This window comes from Desulfovibrio sp. 7SRBS1, from assembly GCF_049723905.1.
GTDB lineage: Bacteria > Desulfobacterota > Desulfovibrionia > Desulfovibrionales > Desulfovibrionaceae.
This window is the reverse complement of record NZ_JBJKFD010000001.1, coordinates 173,755-196,908: the sequence shown is the minus strand read 5'-3', so window position 1 is coordinate 196,908 and position 23,154 is coordinate 173,755. Positions and strand designations below refer to the sequence as shown.

The following is a 23,154-nucleotide window of genomic DNA, read 5'->3' as shown; positions in this document are numbered from 1 at the left end:
CGGGAATGCTCTGGGGGGGCATGGTGGAAGTCAGATACAAATTCTGAGGTTGAAAACAGCGGGCGGATGGACTCCTCTGGCAGAAGGACGGTATCACTCACCCCCATTCCGCGGGGTGCCATCCGCTCATTCTTCATGCTTTCCGCACTTCCGGGACCGTACCGCCCCTCACCCACAAAACAGCCTTATGTTCCGGCGGGGTACCTCAGCTGATAATGGCTCCGGCGTATCCGACCACACTGGAATTATCTCCCGTAACATCGCCGGAAGTGGAATACCCGGTTATTCGGGCAGCACTCGCGCCCATCTCCATTGCCGCCAACATTCCGACAACCATGGGCTGTACGCCGCACATGCTTATCTGCCGCTGCACAACCGTTTCCAGCAAGCCCTGCGCATTCAGGGAGACAACATTTGCCAACGCCTGTCCGTCCTGTTCACGGGCATTTTCTGCCGAGATGTAATGGCTCATATCCGAACTGACCACAATGGTTACAGGTTCCTGCTCGGCTGCCAGAAGTTTGCCCAGCGCCATTCCTGTCTGGAACAGAGCTTCGGCACTTCGCAGAGCCACGCATATGGGAACGATGGTCATGGCAGGGTTGATTTCCAGCAGAAAAGGACAAAGGACTTCCAGGGAGTGTTCTCCCATGTGAGCTTCCACGTCAGGCTCCGCCCCCGGCACCTGGGAGAGTATTCCGGCCGCCAACGCCTCATCCACGGCCAGCTCACCCGTCGGCACCTGCCAGCTCCCCTGCGTCCAAACAGACAGGGGAACGCCCCTGCCCGTGTGGTTCGGTCCCATCAGTATGCAACGTCCCGCAAGATTTGCCTGGGACAGGGTAAGCCCCATAACGCCACCGGAGTACATGTAACCGGCGTGTGGCACCATAACCAGCAAGGAGCGCTTTACATCCCGGTCCCCATCTTCCGGCATCAGCTTCTTTACAGTAAGGCGCAAAGATGCCTCGTCTCCTGGATAAAACTGCCCTGCAACTATCGGTTTACGCTGCATTTTCGCTCCTTCCTGTTTTTGTACGAATCGCATGACCGGCTTCGTATGCCCGTACACAGAGGGTACCAAAGTTCAGCAGACTGCAAAACCAGATTTCACCTGCCAAAGCCCGATACTGTCCGCCTATGGCAAGTTTGTACCCGACACAGTGCTTAACATTTGTAAAAAGATTGGGTACCTTGTATACTTAAATGCCATACTCTGTTCAGTTGGGATTCTTTTGACACTTTGTTGACACTTTGGGAGTTCTCCGACCTGATGAGCACTGAAAAAAAAATTCCTCCAGAAGAACGCATTGCACAATATTTGGCAAAGCTTTCCAGTTTGAAAGAACGCAGTGCTTTGCGGGAAGTGCTCGAACGTGACATGCTTTTGGAACTCATCAGCGTAAATCACTCAAAAATAAACGAGTTCCCACTTCTTGAGAATCAACAACACGGCATCATCAACATGTTGTGTTTTCGCTCTGCAAGTCATTCCGCCCATGATCTTGTTAAAAGATACAATGCCGCTTTTGTTCACACTCTTACCCAGTATGCAAAGACAGATGTTGCAGAAGAAAAGCAACGTATCCAAAACGATATTCTCAATTCGGAAACACTTATCCTTAAATACATTCAAGGTACGGTAAACGCCTCATCATTGATTCACGACAATATTGAAGAAACTTTGATCATTCTATTCGGCGAACATGTTGTAGAAAAAGTAGAAACAATAACAAAAGATTTCGAGTTTGGCGGACCATACTGGAAGGAAATGAACCGGGTATTCTGCCAGGATTACATAAGCAATCGGATTAAAACCATAATGCAGCCGTCGGAAAGGCAGATGACACGCGACGGTTCACATATCGTCATTCATTACGCCCTGGACGACTTTCTTGCCGACCTTTGCCCGGAAACCAAGCCCATCCAGAAAACCCGAGTCCAGTCCAAAGTCAACAATCTGGCAAAGGATCCGGAATGTCAGCCGCGCCAACGCAGTATTCTGGAACTTCTGCTTTTTGTGCGCGACAGTCTGCTCAAAGGCTATACGCCGGACGAACTCAATTATATTTCCCGGCTGGTTTGCCTCGATCCTACCAGCAAGGTTGTGCACAAGATCCTTTCCGACCCCGCCCCTCAGGACGAGTCCCTGTCGGAAAAAGAAAAGGCGGAGCAGGATTTTGCCAAGGAACAGGCACTTGCCCTGGCAGTAGGCGCAGCCCTGGCTTTGGATACACTCCGTGAGGAATTCCACAGGGCACTGGGCAACCTCAGCGAATCGCAGCGTGCTACCGTCCGCAAACTTACCGCGACCTTCGACATCCCTTCCATCCGCAAAGCGTTCTTTTATGCCTACGAAGCCGAAGTGGGCAATTACCTTCAGGCCCTCATGCAGGGCGAAGGCGGACGAGTGGCTCTGCGCGTGGCCCGGTCGAGAAGAGTACCGGCGACAAGTATAGCCCCGCTGTCGGAACATGGATTAACCAAGATAAAAAAGAACAAGCTCTTTGTGGCGGATACTTCAAACCCGGCCCAGCTCTTGTTCCGTGGCAGAAACCGCACCGAGATTGGTAAATTGCTGGAGGTCCTGCAGACGGATGAGGGGCTTGCACTCCGCATTCTGAACCTGTTCGATCATGCGGAAATACGAGTGGAGTTTCTGGTTGTACTGAACTTGAGTGCAATCAACAAAACAACCACCAATGTGAAGACCAAGCTGGCAGAACTGTTTGTAAAATTCGGTGTAGGCGCCAAGACCAACGGAGACTGAAGCCACACGCGCATTCCTCCCCCCCAATCCCCTTCCAAAGAGCTGCCCATAAAGCTTTAAAATATGCCAGCTTAAGGTGCCCACCCCAGGCAGTACGCCATTGCCCTTCAGCTTTCGGACTTTGGAAGCTGCCTTTTATCGCCTCGTTTGAACAGCTCTGCGAATATAGCGCAGCGTGGCATCGTAAAAGCCTTCGGGACAATAGGAAGCAAGCATGATGGTACGGACTCCACCGACCAGGGTTGCAAAAACCGAATTGGCCAGCTGGAACGAATTCTCCTGCACAACGCTTCCATCGGCCTGTCCAGCCTCTATATGCTCGCGCAGTCTGTTCACGAGATGCTCGAATATCTGGGTCATATCGTCCTTGGCTATGGAATTTTTCAGGTCGCTATACGGTGAACAGCTGACCAAAATAAGAAAATCGCTGCTTCGGCTTCTGGCAAATTCAAGATAAACCCTGGCAAAAGAAACCACTGCCTCCAGCCCGTTTGGAGCCACGGAAGTGGCCTTTTCAAGCTCTTCCTGAACCGTATCCAGAATGCTCAAACTGGATTGGACAAACAGATTTTCCTTACTGCCGAAATAATGCGTGATAAGCCCTAATGCCAACCCGGAACTTTCAGCGATTTTTTTAAACGTTGTGCTCGTGTACCCGTATTCGCCAAAAAGAGCGCGGGCTGTCGCCAGAATGATATCCTTGCTGTTGGGCTTGCTCATGGTCGGTCAGTTTCCTTCAATTCCAAATAAAACTATTATAGCTGAAATAAGGCCATAGAAAAAATTCCGGCAACCCCAGAAAATTTCCAATACACCACCCTTACGGACCCGCCCCTGCTTTTGGCTGCATATCTGCACCTTCAGGTCGGAACCGGTCAGAATAGGCTACAATAAAAAATTTGATTGAGTAATCAATTTAGAGGGATACACTACAGGGACTTCTTTCGTCAACAAAACAGTAACAATCTATATTCGATACAAAAAGTGTATTACCAGCACAAAAGCAAACCACTTCTCCAATTGCAGCTACTGAAACATATTGGCGGCCCTGATTCATCGCCCCCTGCACAGCCGCAATATTGTTGGGCATAACAGCGCCCTCATTCCATGGACCCCTGGCATAGTTAAAAGGCTCCGGAATATCCGGAGCCTTGATTTTCTTCAAAGAAAAGCTCTGATGCCGCAGGATCAAAAGTCCTGCGAGATATCTAGCCTATGGCTATCTTTCTCGTCTGTGGCTCGCTTTGCTCCTTCCGAGGCAAAACGAGGCGAAGCACGCCATTTGCGTACGTTGCTTTGATACCGTCAACATTGGCATCGTCGGGAACATTCAGAACACGCTGAAAAGAACCGTAGCTCCGCTCTACACGGTAAAAGCCCTTTTCCTCGGTTTTCTCCTCCTGCTTCTTTTCTCCCTTTATGACAAGGGCGTCCCCGTTAAGCTCCACGGATATGTCCTTCTCATCAATGCCGGGCAGCTCCACACTGATAGTGTATTCCTTGTCAGAACCGCCCACATCCACTTTGGGCTTGAACAGACTCTCCCCACGGGAAAAGCCAGCACTCCACAGCGGGAATTCCGCGCCAAATCCGTGGAAAGCACGGTCAAAAATCCGGTCGATTTCGCTGTGCAAACCTGCCAGCGGACTCAGGGGCGAATGCCTGTCCGTATCCGCCGTTTGTTTTACGGGCAAAATCTTTTCCTGTTCGTCTTCCTTCTTGAACCAATTCCAAGGATTCAGCCTGGCGATGTCCATAACGTCCTCCATGTTTTAATATGGTTATGTTGTGTCGGAATTTAAAATAAACAGTCGTTTCATACAGTCAAGATTCCCCTGAAAAAACAAAAAGTCCATTTTTGTAGCAGGCGACAAAGACGTAGCCAAAAACAAGCCAACCTACAAAACAGGAATAAATTTCTTTTTTATTTTCAACATATTACGAATGGATCAGTCCTTGCAGTTGTCTGAACAAGGAGGCTCCAATGCCCACAGTTCAAACCATTTACGGCCCCATCAACGCCTTGCCATCTCTGGAGTATTTCAGTGATGGCAATGTGCGTTCCTGTATCTCGCATACCGAAAGCCATCTCCATACGCCTTATGGTGAATTGATCCCTCAATTCACGGCCAATACATTTCGCAAACGACAGCTCCCCACCGTCTCTTTCCATCCCAACGGAATGATCCGCAATCTGCCCCTTGAAGAGCAAACCGAAGTGCACACCCCCTTGGGAAAAATTCCGGCAGAACTCATCACTTTGTACGAAGATGGCGCACTAAAACGAATCTTCCCACTCAATGGAACCCTTTCAGGTTTCTGGAGCCAGGAAGACGAAGCGCAACTGGCCGAGCCGCTCCTTTTGAACACACCGGTCGGTCCCATTGAGACCAATGTGCTCTCTTTATACTTCGGACCGAAAGGAAACATTAAAAGCCTTACCCTTTGGCCGGATACTCAAATTCAGGTCCCCTTTCAGGGAACAACACTGCCTGTACGCATTGGGGTATCGTTCTACAACGACGGCAGCATCAAATCCGTGGAACCAGCCAGCGCTCTCTCCATTACAACCCCCTTGGGCGAACTCCTCGCCTACGATCCGGACGCCGTGGGCATTACCGGCGACAGCAACTCGTTGCGATTCTCCCAGTCTGGGGAAGTGGTGGGACTGCGCTCTGTTTCCCACGCCTTTACCCTTCAAAGGGAAGGCCAAGCCCCTCAGCGGGTCGAACCTCCTATACGCTACAGCCCCTGCGATGGAGAAAGTCGTGAACCAGCCCCCTTGCAGGTTACCTTTGACAAAGGGCATGTTTTCTTTGATGCGGACGGGATGAAACCAGTCAGTGCCCCTTTGGAAGACGTCACGGTCAGCCGCTTTATCCTGCCGTTCGTACTTCTCGGCCCTGCCTGCACCATGGGGTCGGCGATCATGTAAAAAAAAGGCGGAGCCCCACAACAGCGGCTCCGCCTTCACCAATCATTTTGTCGTTTTTACCAGTGTCTTTTTTTTAAGGCCTTTACCTGCTTGGATATGTCCTTCCTGCGCTTTTTTTCCACCTGCCCCGAGGAATGGCATTCCTGCCGTAACGCAAGGTAATCCATTTCGCGCTGCATCTTCCGGTAGCTTTCCAGACGCTCAGGTATGATGATTCCGTCAGCAAGACCCTGCAGTACGTTGCAGTCAGGCTCGTGAAGGTGGCGGCAGTCGGCAAACCGACATCCCCGGGCCAATTCCTCAATTTCAGGAAAGGCACTGGTGGCTGCACCCAAGGCTCCAGGCTCCGCCATATCCCAAAAGGCAATCTCGCGGATACCAGGGTTATCGATGATCATTCCGCCCTGCGGCATGAGAATGAGATCCCGGCTGGTGGTAGTGTGCCTGCCTTTGCCCACGCTGCCGCTCACCTCGCCGGTGGCTTGTACGGGAGCTCCGGCAAGTCGGTTTACCAAAGTCGACTTCCCGGCTCCGGACGAACCAACAAGGACAACCGTACGCCCCGGCTCCAGATAGCGTTCCAGCACCGAGATGCCAGCCTCGGTACGCGCAGAAACCAGATGCACCGGAACTCCGGGAGCCACGTGCTCGGCCTCGTAAACGAATATCTGGGCTCCCTCTTGCAGGTCCGCCTTTGTAAGCACTATCACCGGCATCATGCCACAATTGTAGACAAGGGTAAGATAGCGCTCCAAACGACGAAGGTTGAAGTCTCGATCCAAACCCGAGACAATGAAAACCGTATCAACATTGGTCGCCATTATCTGCTGTTTGAGTGCGCCTCCGTCCTTGCCGTGTCGTAGGCCCGCTGCCCCTCGGGACAGGGTGTTTTTTCGAGGTAAAACCTTTGTTACAAGCTTTTCCCGAAATTGGACCCAATCTCCGGCAGCGGGAAACGTCTCCCCTGCCTGCCGTAGCCGTCCAGCAGGGAATGCCAGCCATTCTTCGCACCCGTTGCTCAGTACAAAGCTGTTCTTGCGAACTCCAATTACCCGGGCCGTATTCCCCGTCTCTCCCGCATCAAATGCTCCGGCATGCTCTTTAAACAAAGCCCAGCCGAGGCAATCCAAGGGGCTTTCAAGGGTATTCTCCAGAGTACGAATGCACTGCTTGTTATCCATTGTCTTGTGTAAACTCCGTATTGAACGCCATAACGTGAAAGCCTCTCCCAAAAAGAGATTCCTGAGGCTTTCACTGGCTGAAACAGGCGGGAAAACGCTGCAAAGGCGCGTCCCGCAAACAGTTCCAGACCTGCTTTCACCGATTAGCTACGGGGAGGGTATGGCCGCCAACCAAGGACACAAAAATAGACCGGGTTCCCGGATGAAAACCCAAGAGGATAAATGCCTGACGAGCACCGCCCTTCCGGCTACAGCAAAACAGCTGGGGCCGAAAAGAAGGCCGATGCTAGAATTGTGTCCCGCGGCAGGCGACCGGAGGCACAAGATCTTTAGTAATGCGGAGCAAAAAAAGTCCTTTATGTATGATGTTATTTCGCGACATCTACAGATTTACCTGTATACAGTCAATCACCAGCCACCCACACTTGCTTAAAATAACGTTTTAATTCAAGATATTAAAACAACGGGAAAAATTATAACGTATTTATGAGCCCATTTATTTGACGAAACCGAGTAAAACAATGAATATGTAAGCGGAACTTTTTCTGACTCCTTTTGTATTTCCTTCGGGACATGCCCCTTAGGCGAAAGAGCAGGAATGATCATGCAATCGGCAGCTTTTGTTACCCAGCTGCTGACCATATTCAACACTTTCGACGCGACAGGAGCATCATGACGACACCGTCTTTTGCCTCTCTCAGTCTACGCCAGACACCGAAAATCTCTGACACTGAGTTCAAGGATTTTCAGGAATTCATATACTCGCAGACAGGAATAGATATTCCGCTCAAGAGAAAATATCTTATTGAAAACCGTCTGGGAAAAAGACTCAATGAGCTCAAGCTGAAAAGTTTTGGGGAATACTATAAATATCTTCGGTATTCCGCGAACAAGGACAAGGAACTCGATTTCCTTTTTGAAAAAATAACCACCAACGAAACCAGTTTTTTCCGGGACCAACGTCAACTGGACGTGTTCCGGGACTTTGTGCTTGCCGACTGGATAAAACAGCAGACGGCGGCCAATAAAAAAGAACTCAACATATGGTCCGCTGGCTGTTCTTCCGGGGAAGAACCCTACACGCTGTCCATGATTCTTCACGAAGTGCTGAAGATGTCCATCATCGGCTGGAAGATCAATATTACAGCCAACGACCTCTCCCCGGCCATGATCATCAAAGCGCGTCGCGGGTTGTACAGCAAGTATGCGTTTAAAACGACACCTGCCGACATTGTCAAAAGATACTTCACCGAAGATAAGGGTGGGTATAAAATTCATCCCAAGGTGCAGAAGCTCTGTTCCTTCGGCCTGATAAATCTGAACGATCCGGCTGCTGCCAAGCGTGTGCCCAAATCGCAGATTATTTTCTGCCGCAATGTCATTATTTATTTTGATGATGAAATGAAGAAGCGGGTGCTCAAAGCTTTTTACGACAACCTCGTACCCGGTGGCTACCTGATACTCGGTCATTCGGAGAGCATCCACAAACTGACCCGTGCCTTCAAGCCCATCGTGAAGATCGGCGGAATCATTTATCAGAAACAGTAAATCCACTGGCAAGGCACAGCACAGTCCGAAAAAAACGGAGCTTATGGCGTGAAAAAAATATGCTTGGAGCACCTGGAGCCGGGAATGATTCTGGCTCAAAATGTAAGAGGGCTTGATGGTTCCACGGTCATCGACTCTGGAACCCAGGCGGATGCGGATGTAATCAGTCTTCTGGATACGCTGGGAATGGGTTTTGTGTACATTGAACCGGCATCCGCCGAAGCCGACCGCAAAATCCGCCTGCGCCAAATCGAAACATACGTGCGCAAATTTTTCATGTACGTCGATCCGGACGCTCCTGTTTTCAAGGAGCTGTTCCGAATTCTGCTGGAACGCACATGGGACGCTCTCAACAAGGGATGGGAAATGCCCTGTGAAAGCGACCTTGCAGCAGAAAGCGTGGAACACATGCGCGACCTGTTCTTCAAGGGCCGCGCCTCATACGAAGACATCGTCAAACACGAAACATCCCTCTCCTCTTTCCCGGACATTTATTTCCGCATCAAAAAAGTGCTCGACTCGCCCACCAGTTCGGCTGCGGACATCGCCAAGGTCGTAAGCATGGACCCCAGCATGAGCAGCAAACTCCTGCGGCTTGTCAACTCGCCCATCTTCGGCTTTGCCGCCAAGGTGGACTCCATCCCGCATGCGGTTTCGCTGGCCGGGACCAAGGAAATTTCAACTTTGGCTCTGGGTATTTCCGCTATCAATTTCTTCAAGGACATTCCGGCAGAACTTATCGACATGAAAATCTTCTGGCGCCATTCCATTTCCTGCGCCATGTTTTCCAAACTCGTGGCTGCCAAGCTGGGGCTGCCCTCGGACAGATTTTTTACGGCCGGTCTGCTGCATGATACCGGCAGGCTCATCATGTACAAGAACATGCCGTATGCGTCTGTGCAGTCGCTACTGTTCGCCCGCTCCAACATGGTGCCTCTGGTTGAGGCCGAACAGAAAATCCTTGGTTTCGATCATGTACAGGTTGCCGGCAATCTCCTGGAAAAATGGGAGTTTCCGGAAGATCTACGTCAGCTGATCATCTCCCACCATGATCCCTTCCAAACCAAAATGCCGCGTGAGGCGGCAGTTGTTCAGCTGGCCGACAACATGGCAAACGCAGTTGCCATCTCGGAGTCTGGAATGTACGTTCTTCCTGGAATGTCACCCGGAGCCTGGGATGAACTGGGACTTGAAGCTGACAGCATACAGGAACTCGTCGAAATATATGACGAAAGTATCCAAGACATAACGTCTGCATTTATGTAGGCCCGTTCGAGAGCATCGAAGGTTCATCTTCTTCACAAACACGTGGAGAAGATGAACTTCCATATACTCCAATAAATTTACACCTCAGTATGCAGCAGCCTCCCAAAAGGCTGTTTCACAAGGCCATGAGCAAAATAAAATACGACGTAAACTTCATAAATCCATTTCTAACTGCTGTTATGGATGTACTTTCCACCATGGCACGTGTGGAAGCCACCCCTGGAACCCCTTACATCAATAAGGATCGCAGGGCCGTGGGCGACATAACCGGGCTTATCGGCGTAAGCGGATACAGCCGGGGAACCATGTCCCTCACGCTTTCGGAAGGGGCGATTCTTAAAATCGTGAACAACATGCTTTATGAAAGCTATACCGAGATAAACGACGAAATTGCCGACGCCGTCGGCGAATTGACCAACATGATCTCGGGACAGGCCCGTGCCCACCTTTCCGACCAGGGCATGAGCTTCGATGCCTCCACCCCGTCCGTGGTATCGGGCAAGGGACTGGTCATCCGCCACATCGATACAGCTCCTGTCCTGTCCATCCCCTTTTCCATCGAAGAAGGTGAATTCGTCGTGGAAGTCGCGTTTGCCGACTCCTGAAGCCCCCCTCTTTCCATCCCTCTCCCCTTTCCCCAAAAACAAGTAAGCCTGTAAGCCCTGTTTACAGTGACGAGATGATATTGTGCCCGGCCCCTGGGACGGGGCCGGATTTTTCACCTACGGCCCGAAGTTGCGGTAATTGGACAAAGCATATATGGACATTTCTTTCCAAATAAAGAATGCTGGCTCCTGTTTTTCATGTGGCGGCCAACGCTCAATGTCCCGGTATGCAGTAGTTTCCGTCCGGTGAAGTTTTTTGCGTTGCGCTCGGGCCTTACGGAAAGACAAAAGCCCCATGCGTAAACAATGCTGCAACACGCAGCAAAGACAAGGCATGATGTCCATGATCCGGAAACGCAGACTCAAACGCATGCTGGATATTTTCGGCGCGCTTGTTGGCCTCGTCGTCCTCAGCCCTGTTTTCCTGCTTACATTGCTTGCCGTATGGATGGATGACCGCTCGCCAATCTTCTATAGCCAAACCAGGGTAGGACTGAACGGACGCCATTTTCGCATCCTCAAATTCCGCTCCATGCACCGTAATGCGGATGAACATCTGGGCCGACTTGCCGCCGACAGATCGGAAGACATCACCTTCAAAATGAAGCACGACCCGCGTGTTACGCGCGTGGGGCGAATTATTCGCAAGCTTTCCATCGACGAATTGCCACAGCTGTACAATGTGCTGCGGGGAGAAATGTCCCTGGTAGGCCCTCGGCCCGCGCTCCCGGCAGAAGTCGCCAGGTACACCCTGGCGCAACGACGCAGGCTGGAGGTCAAGCCCGGCCTTACCTGCCTTTGGCAAATCAAGGGACGAAGCGACCTGAACTTTGAACAACAGGTCGCCATGGATGTGGAATACATTTCCACACACTCCCTGACCACGGATATCAGCATCCTTGCCAGAACATTCATTGCGGTTCTGGGGGGAAGAGGTGCTTACTGAACAGGTCCGGTGCAGTGCGGTTACAAAAGAAAAACATGCAATTTATTTTTCTCTGCGAATAACTGATATGCTATAGGCTCGCATGCCACGGATACCCGCAACATTGCTTCATAAAAGTGTTCATAACCTTCCTCTGTAAAAGAAAATCTTGTTGATTTTACGCCCTGATACGACTTGCCAAACACGTCCAGATTTTCTACACCCCGGCTTTACAGCTTCTACGCTTTTTTCTCAAAAAAGCGTCGGGCAGCGGGGTCTGGGCTCAAATCACCCTACCCCGGCTACCATTAGGGGAGTTCCTTCATGTTGCCCTGGATTAACTCCACATACTTTCAGGATTTGGTGGAAAGCTTCACCAACGGAATCCTGATCGTCAACACACGCGGCGAAGCCTATGTTGCCAACATGCAGGCTGCACAGATCTTAGGGATCGCACAAAAAGAATGTGTAAGCCGTACGTGGGAAGAGCTGTTTCAGGGAATTGAAAACAAAGAAGAATTTTCCCAATTTATGCGGCGGGCCGTGGAGGTGGACTGCTGCAATTTGACGCTGCAAGCCAGATTCGAACGCACCGACGGCACTCTGCTCTACCTCAACATCTCCTCTTCGCCTCTTACTGAGCATCGCAAACGTTTCGGCATCATGATTCTGTTGCACGACGTTACCCACATCTACCAGATGCACCAGCGCGAAAAAGCTATTCTTGAAGAACGCAATATCATCCAGCGACAACGTCTCGAAAGCCTGAACAACCTCTCCACGGCCATTGCCCATCAACTCCGCAATCCGATGATGACCATCGGCGGATTTGCCAATCTTCTGCTTCGCCGGTCCGATCCTGACTCGCCGGACAACGAAATGCTGCATGGCATTCTGGAGGCCTCCAAACGCCTGGAAGAGATAGTCACCGCGGTCACGGGCTACACCGGTCTCCATTCGACAGACATGCAGGAAATACGCATCGGGGAGGTTGTCCGCTGCGCATGCGAAGAGACCGACATTCAGCTGCGGGAACAGAACCGTCCCATGCAATGGGAAAAAGATGTGGAAGAGGCAAGCGTTTGGGCCGATAGGGAACTTCTGAAGCGGGCACTCCAGGAAATTTTCACCAATTCCCTGGAATCCATCAGCAACGGAGACGGACGCATCCACTTGGAAGGCCGTCGAAATGACGACCATTACAATCTCAAAGTACTGGACAACGGCAAGGGAATCGCCCCGGAAATACTCCCGTATGTTCGCGACCCTTTCTTCACCACCAAGGCTGTGGGAGTGGGAATGGGGCTGAGCAATGCCGAACGCATCATCAAGGAACACCAGGGAACCCTGCACATCCAACGGGGCAGCGACCGCGGTACCGAAGTCAGCATCCGCCTGCCCCTGACCAAATAGGCCAACAGTTTTTCAGCCGTCCCCAGATTGCCCAGCCTTACAGGGTGCCATTCCCTACTTGTCCAGCCAGGGGCCCAGGCAGGGGGCCAGCCAGGGGCCCAGGCAGGGCCCAGAGCTAGGAGCCCTGGCTGGGGAAAAGATCGTACCGCACTTTTCTGGAGGCCACGACAGGTCACCAGCAGACAGCACGACATCAGGGCACTGCCGCTGCTCAGCGCAACAGCCCCATATCGCCGGTGAGTCCGGTCACGGCCTTCCGTTCTCCAAACACTGCCACTCCCAGATATTCCAATTCATCGGGTTCGGCTCCGGACATACATCTTTCGTAGTGCTCATAGTCATGGGCGTGCTGGGCTGTCCGGGTAAATCCAACCACGAGCATGCCTTTTTGCTCTCCACTGAGGCGGACCTCCTGCATGCGCGACTGATTGCATTGCAGTACGGCAATAGGCAGCATGGTGATGCCCTGATGTTGCGCCCCGGCACCGTCTTCCACCGTGTGTCCGATAAGTTCCGGCACGCAGCTCCCCACAGTAGCGGACAGAACCGCCGCCGTATTTGCAGCCACGCCCTTGGGAAGGGAACCGTCCACCAGGATCACATATTTCATCTCGTCAATATTCATAAAACATATCCTCAATTCTTTCCGGAAAATATATTACCAACCACGGAACGGACCGCAAACACGGCGTTCCAGGGATTTTCCCCGATTCTGCGAATGGAATACGGCCACCAGCTGCGACCGAACGGAACATAGAGCCGCAAGGAAACACCTTTGCGAACAAGCTGGCGTTGATAATCCGGGCGCACACCGTACAGCATTTCCACTTCCCATTCGTCCATGGTCCAGCCGTTTGCTTCGGCCTGTTCCACGGCATACCCCACCATTGCGTGGTCGTGGGTACCAAGTACCGGCCGTACTCCGTTGCTGTGGGCCTGCTTGGAAAACAACTGGTCGATTCCTTGCCTGTAGGATGCATCTCGGGCAGCACGGCCAGTAACCGCTATATCCTTGGATTCCGCAAATGCGCCTTTAACCAGACGAACCATTGCCCCGCATTGAACAAGGCGGGCCAGATCCTGCGGCGAACGATGCAGCGACGATTGCGCCGTCACTGCCACGGGTAGCCCTCGGTCATGGAGGGAATAAAACATATCCAGCGTGCGTGTCGTAACCGAGGAGTCCTCCATATCGATCATAACAACATTCACGCCGTTTCCTTCCTGGGAAGCCGTAACACCGGCAAGGTCGACCACATTTTTCTGGCAGACGTCCCAATTCTGCATGGCACCCACCTGGGTAGGGTCCACGGAGACATGCACGTCCAGACCGAGAGCACCAAGCCCCCGGATTGCGTTTTCAATTTCCCGAAGGCCCTGTGCAACGATTTGGGCATCGTCCACATATTCTCCCAAAAAAAAGAGCGAAGAGCGTATTCCCTTGCAATGCAGGTTCCGCACACTTTCCAGGCCGGATTCCAAGTCTCCGCCTCCCACAAACCTTCGCGCGAAAAAACGCATGCACGCGGCTTTTTCCGCCCATTCCGTCAGCCTCGCACTCCGGGCAAGCGCGATCATTGTCTTCTGCCACACGGCGTATACCTCCACTATTTAAAGTGGGCGTATACCGCCCAAGGCGGAGAGAGTATGGTATGAAATTGCTGAAAAAGTCCTGAAACGGTCTGCAGACTTAGGTCGATGGAGACTCCTGATACTGGCGTGGAGTGGCAGCGGTAAACTGCTTGAAGACACGGGAAAAATGGCTTTGATCCGTAAAACCGAGTTCCGCGGCGACCTGCGCTATGGGCATGCTCTCCGCCAACATTTCCTTTGCCCGGTTGACGCGCAGCTGGTTCTGATACGTATGGGGAGGAAGGCCGGTCTGCTCTTGAAATACCCGCAAAAAATGATACCTGCTCAAGCCAGCCACCCGGGCGAGTTCCTCAAGGTTGACCTTGCCGCACATGTTCTCTTGCAAAAAACTTTTGGTCGAAGCCACCACTTCCAACGATGCTTTCGGCCTTTCCGGGGCACTCTCCCCGTCAGTCCGCCCAAAACGCTTTATACTGCTGCCCAAAGCCTGGATCATCAGCGACTGCCGCTCCAGCAGCTCGGCCCCATGGGCTATGGCTGCATGCAGGTTCCGCCACTGGGCGAACAATTCATCGTCCGTCACGACCGGCGGTTCAAGATTCGGCAATTCCACATCATCTCCCCACACTTCACGCGCAACATCCCCCAGCAGGGACAAATCCACATAAAACATGATGTACGTCAGCGCCGTGGTGGATTGCGGGTTGCAAGCGTGTACCATTTCCGCAGGGATGAAGACCATATCCCCCGCACCCGCCCTGTAAGGCGTCCCTTCAAGATCGAAGACCGTCTCTCCTTCCAGAATAATCCCAATGGATTGGGCGCTGTGCATGTGCCTGCGAAAAGCATTTCGCCGGTAGCTGGAAAACCGGACTTCCAGGCCGGGCAATGCAGGATCTCGCCAGAAACACACGCTTTTATGTTCAGGTTGTTTTCCCATATCAGATCATCCACCGTTTATTTGTCGTGAAAACTCCATGGAAAACGCCATGCTTTCTTTGTGCATAAAACGTATTGTCAGAATGATGTTTTGTACAGTCACGGCAGGCTATGGCATACTGCCTTCAACTCGACAACCTTAAGGAACCTTCATGTCTCGTATAAAAATACTTTTTCTCTGCACCGGCAATTCCTGCCGAAGCCAAATGGCCGAAGGATTTGCCAAGGCCTTGAAATCCGATGTCCTCGAAGCCTACAGTGCCGGAGTGGAACGTCACGGGATGAATCCCCTGGCCATCCGCGCCATGGCCGAGGCCGGAGTGGATATTTCCCAGCAACACTCTAAGACCGTGGACGAGCTCCCCACCCGCGAGTTCGATTTCATCGTCACCCTGTGCGGCCATGCCAATGAGCACTGCCCCTATTTTCCGGGACAGGCCGTGCGCATTCATGCCGGATTTGACGATCCACCGCAGCTGGCAAAGGATGCTGCCACGGAAGAGGAGGCTCTGGAACACTACAAGACCGTGCGTGACGCCATACGGGAGTATGTCCTCCACATGCCGGAAAACTTGAAAAAACGGACGTAGCCGTACGCAACAGCTGATTGAAAAAAATCCGCAACCAATATATCACGGAACACAATATATTATCTGGAGGGATGCGATGTCTGGGCTTTATATTGGTTCCACCGCTGGTTATTCCGGAAAAAACATGATCGCCCTTGGCATCGGGCTTTGGCTTCAAAAAAACAATGTAAATGTAGGCTATTGCAAGCCCGTCGGCGCGCTCCCCATCGAACGGGACGGCAAAATGGGCGATGAAGACGCCTTTTTCATGCAGGAAATACTGGGACTGGATCAGGACCCCACCCTGGTGACGCCGGTGCTTGTCACCAAAGATTTCAAATCCAGGGCATTCAGCGGCCAGTGCCAGGATCTGATGCAAAAAATCAAAGAGTCGTTCACACAGCTGGACAGCGAACGCGACGTCACGCTCATCGCCGGTTCAGGAAGCATGTATTCGGGGAGATATTGCGGTGTGGACGGCGTCAACGTCGTACGGGAACTCGGCTGCAAATGCGTCATCATCGACCGCTTCGACCGGGAACTCAAATACGATTATCTCGCCGTGATGCGGGAAGCCCTGGGGGAAAACCTCATCGGCGTAGTGCTCAACGACGTGCCCGAATCCTACAGGGACGAGTTGGACAACCATCTGCTCCCCTTTTTGGAACGCTCCGGGGTCAAAGTGCTCGGGGTCATCCCCAAAGACCCGCTGCTTGGGGCCATCAAGGTTTCGGACCTGGCAGAACGCCTCAACGGCAAAGTCATCTCCGCACACGGCAAATCGGACCGGGTGGTGGAAAACTTCCTTATCGGCACCATGCAGGTGGAAAACTTCCTCACCCACTTCAAAAAGCACAAAAATTCCGCCATCATCGTCGGCGGAGACCGTTCCGACGTTCAGCTGGTGGCCCTTGAGGGCGGCTGTCCGTGCATAATCCTTACGGGCAACCTCTACCCCAACGACATCATCCTGACCCGCTCCGAAGTGTTGGAAATTCCCATCATCATCGTGCGCGAGGATACCTACTCCGTGGCCAAAAAGATGGAAAACCTGCTGACACGACACAAATTCCGTGATGCCGTCAAAATCAAGCAAGGTGCGCAGATCGTCTCCGAGCAGATCGATCTGGAGTACATCCGGCAGCAGCTCGGCGTTTGAACGGCAATTCCAACTCTTTCCCACAAAAAAAGCAAAAAAAGCCCCGGCCATGAACAGCCGGGGCTTTTTGGGGACATCCTCTTTTTTATGAGGCGAGATTATTCATCATCCTTCCCGGACTTGCCAAATGCCACAAGGCCCTCGGCAAGCTCTCTCAGCTTGGCATCGACCATGCCGTACACCGAGTCGGCAGGGTACAAATTCTCTTCACCCCGCTGCCCCGCAGCCATGCCGGTAAGAATTTCCAGCCCCTGCTCAATGGTCTCCACGGCCCAGACATGAAACTTGCCGTCCTTCACCGCCTGCACAACCTCGTCCTTGAGCATGAGGTCCTTGACGTTGGCCTTGGGAATCATGACTCCCTGCTTGCCGGTAAGCCCGCCATGCCGGCAGCAGCTGTAAAAACCCTCGATCTTTTCATTGACTCCGCCGATGGGCTGCACCTGGCCCTTTTGGTTCACCGAGCCGGTGACGGCCACATCCTGGCGAAGGGGAATATCCGCAATGCTGGAAAGCAGAGCGTAGATTTCCGTGCTGGACGCGCTGTCGCCATCCACTCCGCCGTAGGACTGTTCAAAGGCAATGGAGGCGGACATGGCCAAGGGTTTGTCCTGGGCAAACATACGCCGCAGAAAGCCTCCAAGGATGAGCACGCCTTTGTTATGTATGCTTCCCGAAAGGTCGGCTTCCCGTTCGATGTTGATAACGCCTTCTTTGCCCATGGAAATAGAGGCCGTAATACGACTGGGCTTGCCGAACGAATAATCGCCCAGCCCGTAGACGGCCAACCCGTTGATCTGTCCGGGCTCAGCACCGTCGGTATCGATGAATATGCTGCCCCGGTCGATCATCTCCTGTATTTTTTCCTCAACCAGATTGGAACGATAAATACGGGCATCCAATGCCCTTTTGACATGCTCTTCCGTAATGACGGACGCCTTGTCCTCCCGCGCCCGGAAATCCGCCTCGCACAGCAGGTCCGTAAGCTCTGGGAAACGGGTGGAGAGTTTTTCCCTGCGCCCGGCCATGCGTACGGCGTGTTCCACCATGGCGGCAAGGCCGGAACGGTCCAGCGGCAGAAGATTCTGCTCCTGCGTGGTGGAGCGCATGAACTCGGAGAACTGGATGACGCTCTCGTCCGTCTTTTCCATGCTGGTGTCGAAGTCGGCCCGCACCTTGAATATCTTGGGAACGTCCTCATCGTAATAGCGCAGCATGGAATAAATGCGGGTGTCGGACAGAACCACGACCTTGACGTCGATATTGATGGGCTCCGGCTTTAATCCGGTGGAAGTAAACCAGTACATGGGGTCGAACGTCTGAATTTCCATGCTGGATGTTTTGAGTGCGCGTTTGAGTGCAGGCCACACGCCGGGCTCGGTAAGGGCGTCCATGAGGTTGATAACCAGATAGCCGCCATTGGCCTTGAGAAACGATCCGGCTTTGATTTTGCTGAAATCCGTACGCCATACGCCGGACCTATCCACAACCCGCTCTATGCTTCCAAACAGATTGCGATAGGTGGGATAGGACTCGATGATAAGCGGCGGACTCTTCTGCTCCGTGTTGTCCACCAAAACGTTGACCTGATAGGGCTGGAACTGATCGCCCTTGGCTACCATGAATCCCGGAGGAAGCCCCTGGGGCGGCGTCTGCGGGCTGAAAATCTCCAGGTTCTGGGCCATATCCTCAAGCATGGCCGTCAGATAGTCTGCAGGCTTGCCCGGATATTTTTCCAGCAGCGGGTCCAAACGCTCCTTTGCCGTGGTCCGGAACATGACCTTGTCCATGTCCCGCCCTTTTTCCTTGAGCTTACGCTGCAGCTCCCGAATTTCCAAAAATATCTGATCGATCTCTTTCTTCAGACTGCCGTATTTTTCCTGCAAAGTGGCGAACTCGTCCTTGGGATAACGTCCTTTATTGACCATATCCTCAAGCTCAAGCATGGGAAGAGGCTTCTCGTCCACAAGGGGCATAAGCTCGGGGCGCGAGCCTCCGCCGCTTTGGATCTGCACCAGGGCAAAACCAGACTCCTTGACCTTCTCTTCCAGCGACTTGAAAAACTCCCGGGTCTTTTTCTCGTGCGCCTCGATGAGTTCGCCCTTTCGCGCGACATATTCCGGGCTTTCGAAAATCTGCGGCACTTCCCGCTTAAGGGTATCGATGAACTCCTGCACATCCTTGCGGAACAGCTCGCCCTGCCCGGCCTTGAAAACCAGCAGGATGGGGGCTTCCGAATCCTTGAAATTATTGACGTAGCAGAGATCGTCCGGTGCCTTCTCCCGCGCGGAGATTTCCTTGAGCAGCTTGGTGACGGTCGTCAGGCGGCCCGAGCCGGGCGCACCTGTCACAAACACGTTGTAACCTGTTTTGTTCATGCCCATGCCGAAACGAAACGCATCCACACCTCGTTCCTGACCTATGATATCGGTAAGGGGCTTGAGTTCGTCCGTGGTTTCAAAAGGAAGCTTGGAAAGGTCCAAGCGCCAGCGCAGGTCTTCCAGAGCAACCTGGTAAGTGGAGATATCTACTGTCATGGCGTCCTCCCTTGAAGGCGAGTGTTGCAACCTCGAAATGAAATACTAGTCCAATTGAATACGCATTTTGAAGAAGCCCTCCAGCCTGCGCGGCATCTTCACAAGCAGATGGCCATCCTTGAACCGAGCTTCACTCTGCTCGGGCATGACCTTGCCCGGCAAGGTGTAACTGGAACGAAATGTACCGGAGATAGAGTAATTGACATCGCATTGATCTTCCCGTTTGCATCCCGAAACAATCAGCTCGTTCTCGGAAATTTCCACGCTGATATCCTCGGGACCATAATCGGAAAGAACGCCTTCAAAAAGGATCAACTCCGAGGTTTCATGCAGTACACCTTTAAGGGGATGAACGGTGGTGTCCATATCCGGGCAGTTAAGCCCTTCGCAAACCAAGGAAAAGGTCTTTTCCATTTCATCCCGCAGACGTTTCAACTCCCGGTCTTTCCAAATTATAAAGTTGGGCATGTCGGTCGTCCTCCAATTTGTTCCAGACTGCGGACTACGCATCAACATATATTTCAACAAATTATACTACAGCGAACAATGGCTTGTCTTCCACACGTAGTTTCCAATTTCAGACGCGCCTGGAAAAACTTTGCACCTTCATAATCATGGGTATAAAATAAACTTTGAATAAAGAAAACACGCGGGCAAGAAAACTGTGGTCCCCCAGCTTTCTGACGAGCCCCTCCATTCCCCCTGGACAGGATCGGACTATTCAGCTAAATCGCTAATTCTCTAAACTTAACAGAGTCCTAACCACTAACAGTCAAAACATCGCTATTCCCTTTCGGCCAACCCGTAAGCCAGGATTATTTAAAACGAATCAATGACAACCACAGTCTTTTCGTAACCAACCTGGCTGTTTGAAACAGGTCGTTTTTTTTGGGGAAGATTTGGAAAAGGAGATACAAGTGCTGCCGAAATTTTCAATCGGTGATCTGAAAGCATCCCTTCCCATTATCCAAGGGGGCATGGGGATCGGGATTTCCCTTTCAGGATTGGCGTCCGCAGTGGCCAATGCTGGTGGTATCGGCGTTATCGCTACCGCAGGCATCGGCCATGAAGAGCCGGATTTCGACAAAAAGCCTGAAGAAGCCAACCATCGCGCACTTATCAAACACATCCGCAGAGCACGCGAACTAAGCGATGGCATTCTGGGCGTCAACATCATGGTCGCCCTGGCCAACTTTGCAGATATGGTATCGACCAGCGTGAAGGAAGGAGCGGATATTATTTTCTCGGGCGCCGGACTGCCTCTGGACCTGCCCAAATATCTGGACGGCGCCAAGTCGCCCAAACTGGCTCCCATTGTTTCCTCCGCTCGAGCTGCGCAGATCATCTGCAAAAAATGGCTGTCCCGGTACAACCGTGTTCCCGACGCCATTGTGGTGGAAGGCCCCAAAGCTGGCGGACACCTGGGTTTCAAGCCTGACCAGATCAAAGACGAACATTTTTCCCTGGAAAAAATTCTCCCCGAAGTCATCCAGGCCGTTCGCCAGTACTGGAAAAGCGACAACGAGCCCATTCCGGTAATTGCCGCGGGTGGGGTATATGATGGCTGCGACATCAAAAAATTCCTGGGCCTTGGCGCATCCGCCGTGCAAATGGGAACGCGTTTTGTGGGGACGCACGAATGCGATGCCGCCCCCGGATTCAAGCAGGCTTATCTGGACGCCAAAGAAGAGGACATGGCCCTTCTGCACAGCCCTGTAGGGCTGCCAGGACAGGCAATTCGTACGCCTTTTCTCGATTCCATGGAGGCAGGCAACGAAAAACCCACCTCATGCCACTACCGCTGCATCCGCGGCTGCGATCATAGAAAAATCACATTCTGCATCTCCAACGCTCTGCTCAATGCCAAGAAAGGGTTGGTGGAAAAAGGACTTGTCTTTGCCGGATACAACGCCCACCGGGTGAATAAAATTGTATCCGTCAAGGAACTCATCGAGTCCCTGTGCCAGGAGTACAATAGCTGCAAGGCCTGATTTCTCCCATTCGCCAAAGCGCATAAAGGCCCGGATAGAGATCTATCCGGGCCTTTTTATTTTGCATGTCCCGTCCTGAAATAGGTTGACACCCAAAGGACCTATTTTATGGATGCTCAAGAAAAACAGCGAGTAAAGCGAACTCAGCGTGACTACACGATGGCCTTTAAATTGTCCGTCGTGGCCCAGGTTGAAAAAGGCGAGATGACGTACAAGCAGGCTCAGGCTCTTTATGGTATTCAAGGGCGAAGCACTGTGCTGAAGTGGCTCAGAAAACACGGCACCCTTGATTGGAGCAGGCCCATGGTACATTCCCGCAAAGCCCCAAAAGCCAAAGAAACACCGGCCCAGAAGATCAAGCGGCTGGAGAAAGAGCTTGAGGAAGAAAAGATCAAGACCATGCTTCTCAATAAAATGATTGAGATTTCCGACCGCGAGCTTGGGACTTCAATAAGAAAAAAACTTACCCCCGAGCTGCACGAAGTCTTCAGAAAGAAAGACAAATAAGCTTGTCTGCTTGTTGCAGGCAGCTCGGGGTTAGTCGGCAGTCCGTGTATCAGGCTGAAAAACGCCATGATGCACGAGAAGCCATGTCTCAGGAGGCAAAAAACATGGTCCTGAACGTGCGGGCCAGGATGCCCCGCCTTGGAACCAGAAAGCTGTACTACCTGTTAAAGGACGCATTTTCTGCAAAGGGAATCAAGCTCGGACGTGATGGATTGTTTTCGCTGCTGCGGCGAGAGCACATGCTCATCAAGCGAAGAAAGAACTACACAAAGACAACCAACTCGAAACATTGGCTAAAAAAACATCCCAATCTGTTGGAAGATGTTCAGCCCAAATGTCCTGAGCAGGTGTTCGTAAGCGATATAACCTACGTAAAGACACGCGAGCAAACGTGTTACCTTTCGCTGGTTACAGATGCATTCAGCCGGAAGATAATGGGATACAACGTGAGTCGGGATCTCGGAGCGGAAAGCACAACCAAAGCACTGGACGCGGCAGTCAAAAATAAGCGAAGGAAGGTGAATACGATTCACCACTCAGATCGAGGGCTCCAATACGCTTCTTCGGTTTACCAGAAAAAGCTCCAACAATCCGGAATGGTTCCGTCCATGACAGATGGTTATGACTGCTATCAAAATGCCCTGGCGGAACGGATGAATGGTATTCTGAAGCAAGAGTTTATGTTTGCCAAATGCAACGACTTTGCGGAACTCAATACTCTGGTGAGGGAATCCGTTGAGATATACAACTCACAACGGCCACATCTCAGCCTGGGAATGAGAACGCCAAACGATGTACACGAATCAGGCTGTGGGGCTAGCCCCACAGCCTGAGTGAAACCTTCAAAAAACGTCAACCTAAGTTAGGACGCCTCAGCAGACAAAACAACTGGGAACACACTTACCCGCCCCCCAACCGTGTCAACAAACCAAGCAATTCGGGAAACTCCACGGGCTTGGTCAAATATTCGTCCATGCCCGCTTTCATGAACCGTTCGCGATCCCCTTTCATAGCGTGGGCGGTCAGTGCAATAATGGGGACCTTTGAAATGGGTCCCTTGAGATTGCGAATCCGGCGGGTCGCTTCCAATCCGTCCATTTCCGGCATCTGAATATCCATGAGGATAAGGTCGAACTTGCCATCCGCGGCACTTTCCACTGCCTCACGCCCGTTTTGTGCGCATTGCACAGCATAACCTTTTTTCTCCAACATGCGC

At 52.2% G+C, this 23,154-nt stretch carries 21 protein-coding genes; 11 read left to right on the top strand and 10 right to left on the bottom strand.

Annotation, left to right across the window (positions count from 1 at the left end; genetic code table 11):
- Positions 1-205: 205 nt before the first annotated feature.
- Entirely contained in the window at positions 206-1,015 is an 810-nt protein-coding gene (gene amrB / locus ACI0FJ_RS00995; protein ID WP_424297989.1) for an AmmeMemoRadiSam system protein B, read from the bottom strand.
- Between the two features lie 258 nt (positions 1,016-1,273).
- Here amrB and ACI0FJ_RS00990 point away from each other — a divergent pair, with 258 nt between their 5' ends.
- A complete protein-coding gene (locus ACI0FJ_RS00990) occupies positions 1,274-2,770 on the top strand; it encodes a hypothetical protein (protein WP_424297988.1) in 1,497 nt (498 codons plus the stop codon).
- Positions 2,771-2,905: 135 nt separating this feature from the next.
- Here the strand turns inward: ACI0FJ_RS00990 and ACI0FJ_RS00985 are convergent, their stop codons facing one another.
- Both ACI0FJ_RS00985 and ACI0FJ_RS00980 read right to left on the bottom strand, forming a co-directional pair.
- Entirely contained in the window at positions 2,906-3,490 is a 585-nt protein-coding gene (locus ACI0FJ_RS00985) for a TetR/AcrR family transcriptional regulator (RefSeq protein ID WP_424297987.1), read from the bottom strand.
- Positions 3,491-3,978: 488 nt separating this feature from the next.
- Positions 3,979-4,527, bottom strand: coding sequence for an Hsp20/alpha crystallin family protein (locus ACI0FJ_RS00980; RefSeq protein WP_424297986.1), 549 nt, complete (start codon positions 4,525-4,527; stop codon positions 3,979-3,981).
- 227 nt (positions 4,528-4,754) lie between these two features.
- Between ACI0FJ_RS00980 and ACI0FJ_RS00975 the strand changes: the two genes are divergently transcribed.
- A complete protein-coding gene (locus ACI0FJ_RS00975) occupies positions 4,755-5,705 on the top strand; it encodes a hypothetical protein (protein ID WP_424297985.1) in 951 nt (316 codons plus the stop codon).
- Between the two features lie 56 nt (positions 5,706-5,761).
- Here the strand turns inward: ACI0FJ_RS00975 and rsgA are convergent, their stop codons facing one another.
- Positions 5,762-6,886 (bottom strand): ribosome small subunit-dependent GTPase A, encoded by a 1,125-nt coding sequence (gene rsgA, locus ACI0FJ_RS00970; protein WP_424297984.1) that lies wholly within the window; start codon positions 6,884-6,886, stop codon positions 5,762-5,764.
- 672 nt (positions 6,887-7,558) lie between these two features.
- On the opposite strand from rsgA, the gene ACI0FJ_RS00965 reads away from it, so the two are divergent.
- From ACI0FJ_RS00965 to ACI0FJ_RS00945, 5 genes are all read left to right on the top strand, one after another.
- Complete coding sequence (locus ACI0FJ_RS00965) at positions 7,559-8,434, top strand: CheR family methyltransferase (RefSeq protein ID WP_424297983.1); 876 nt, start codon at positions 7,559-7,561, stop codon at positions 8,432-8,434.
- Between the two features lie 48 nt (positions 8,435-8,482).
- Complete coding sequence (locus ACI0FJ_RS00960; protein ID WP_424297982.1) at positions 8,483-9,700, top strand: HDOD domain-containing protein; 1,218 nt, start codon at positions 8,483-8,485, stop codon at positions 9,698-9,700.
- 125 nt (positions 9,701-9,825) lie between these two features.
- Positions 9,826-10,305 carry a chemotaxis protein CheX gene (locus ACI0FJ_RS00955; protein WP_424297981.1) on the top strand — a complete coding sequence of 160 codons (480 nt, stop codon included), beginning with the start codon at positions 9,826-9,828 and terminating at the stop codon, positions 10,303-10,305.
- Between the two features lie 334 nt (positions 10,306-10,639).
- A complete protein-coding gene (locus tag ACI0FJ_RS00950) occupies positions 10,640-11,251 on the top strand; it encodes a sugar transferase (protein WP_424297980.1) in 612 nt (203 codons plus the stop codon).
- 303 nt (positions 11,252-11,554) lie between these two features.
- Positions 11,555-12,643: a two-component system sensor histidine kinase NtrB gene (locus ACI0FJ_RS00945; protein ID WP_424297979.1), complete on the top strand. Its 1,089-nt coding sequence runs from the start codon at positions 11,555-11,557 to the stop codon at positions 12,641-12,643.
- A gap of 211 nt (positions 12,644-12,854) precedes the next feature.
- Here the strand turns inward: ACI0FJ_RS00945 and ACI0FJ_RS00940 are convergent, their stop codons facing one another.
- The 3 genes from ACI0FJ_RS00940 to ACI0FJ_RS00930 form a co-directional block, all read right to left on the bottom strand.
- Positions 12,855-13,268 (bottom strand): DUF2000 domain-containing protein, encoded by a 414-nt coding sequence (locus ACI0FJ_RS00940; RefSeq protein ID WP_424297978.1) that lies wholly within the window; start codon positions 13,266-13,268, stop codon positions 12,855-12,857.
- A gap of 11 nt (positions 13,269-13,279) precedes the next feature.
- Entirely contained in the window at positions 13,280-14,236 is a 957-nt protein-coding gene (locus tag ACI0FJ_RS00935) for a proline dehydrogenase family protein (RefSeq protein ID WP_424297977.1), read from the bottom strand.
- Between the two features lie 97 nt (positions 14,237-14,333).
- Positions 14,334-15,176 (bottom strand): helix-turn-helix domain-containing protein, encoded by an 843-nt coding sequence (locus ACI0FJ_RS00930; protein WP_424297976.1) that lies wholly within the window; start codon positions 15,174-15,176, stop codon positions 14,334-14,336.
- Positions 15,177-15,327: 151 nt separating this feature from the next.
- Here ACI0FJ_RS00930 and ACI0FJ_RS00925 point away from each other — a divergent pair, with 151 nt between their 5' ends.
- Together ACI0FJ_RS00925 and ACI0FJ_RS00920 are read left to right on the top strand one after the other, a co-directional pair.
- A complete protein-coding gene (locus tag ACI0FJ_RS00925) occupies positions 15,328-15,765 on the top strand; it encodes an arsenate reductase ArsC (RefSeq protein WP_424297975.1) in 438 nt (145 codons plus the stop codon).
- Between the two features lie 76 nt (positions 15,766-15,841).
- Positions 15,842-16,903: a phosphotransacetylase family protein gene (locus ACI0FJ_RS00920; protein WP_424297974.1), complete on the top strand. Its 1,062-nt coding sequence runs from the start codon at positions 15,842-15,844 to the stop codon at positions 16,901-16,903.
- A gap of 98 nt (positions 16,904-17,001) precedes the next feature.
- Here the strand turns inward: ACI0FJ_RS00920 and ACI0FJ_RS00915 are convergent, their stop codons facing one another.
- Both ACI0FJ_RS00915 and ACI0FJ_RS00910 read right to left on the bottom strand, forming a co-directional pair.
- Positions 17,002-19,440, bottom strand: coding sequence for a Lon protease family protein (locus ACI0FJ_RS00915; RefSeq protein WP_424297973.1), 2,439 nt, complete (start codon positions 19,438-19,440; stop codon positions 17,002-17,004).
- A gap of 45 nt (positions 19,441-19,485) precedes the next feature.
- A complete protein-coding gene (locus ACI0FJ_RS00910) occupies positions 19,486-19,908 on the bottom strand; it encodes an Hsp20/alpha crystallin family protein (protein ID WP_424297972.1) in 423 nt (140 codons plus the stop codon).
- 449 nt (positions 19,909-20,357) lie between these two features.
- On the opposite strand from ACI0FJ_RS00910, the gene ACI0FJ_RS00905 reads away from it, so the two are divergent.
- Both ACI0FJ_RS00905 and ACI0FJ_RS00900 read left to right on the top strand, forming a co-directional pair.
- Positions 20,358-21,431 (top strand): NAD(P)H-dependent flavin oxidoreductase, encoded by a 1,074-nt coding sequence (locus ACI0FJ_RS00905; RefSeq protein WP_424297971.1) that lies wholly within the window; start codon positions 20,358-20,360, stop codon positions 21,429-21,431.
- 108 nt (positions 21,432-21,539) lie between these two features.
- A protein-coding gene (locus ACI0FJ_RS00900; RefSeq protein WP_424297970.1) for an IS3 family transposase occupies positions 21,540-22,771 on the top strand; the annotation gives its coding sequence in 2 pieces (ribosomal slippage) (positions 21,540-21,894 and positions 21,894-22,771; 1,233 coding nt in all).
- A gap of 67 nt (positions 22,772-22,838) precedes the next feature.
- Here the strand turns inward: ACI0FJ_RS00900 and ACI0FJ_RS00895 are convergent.
- Positions 22,839-23,150, bottom strand: coding sequence for a response regulator (locus tag ACI0FJ_RS00895; RefSeq protein ID WP_424297969.1), 312 nt, complete (start codon positions 23,148-23,150; stop codon positions 22,839-22,841).
- Positions 23,151-23,154: the final 4 nt, after the last annotated feature.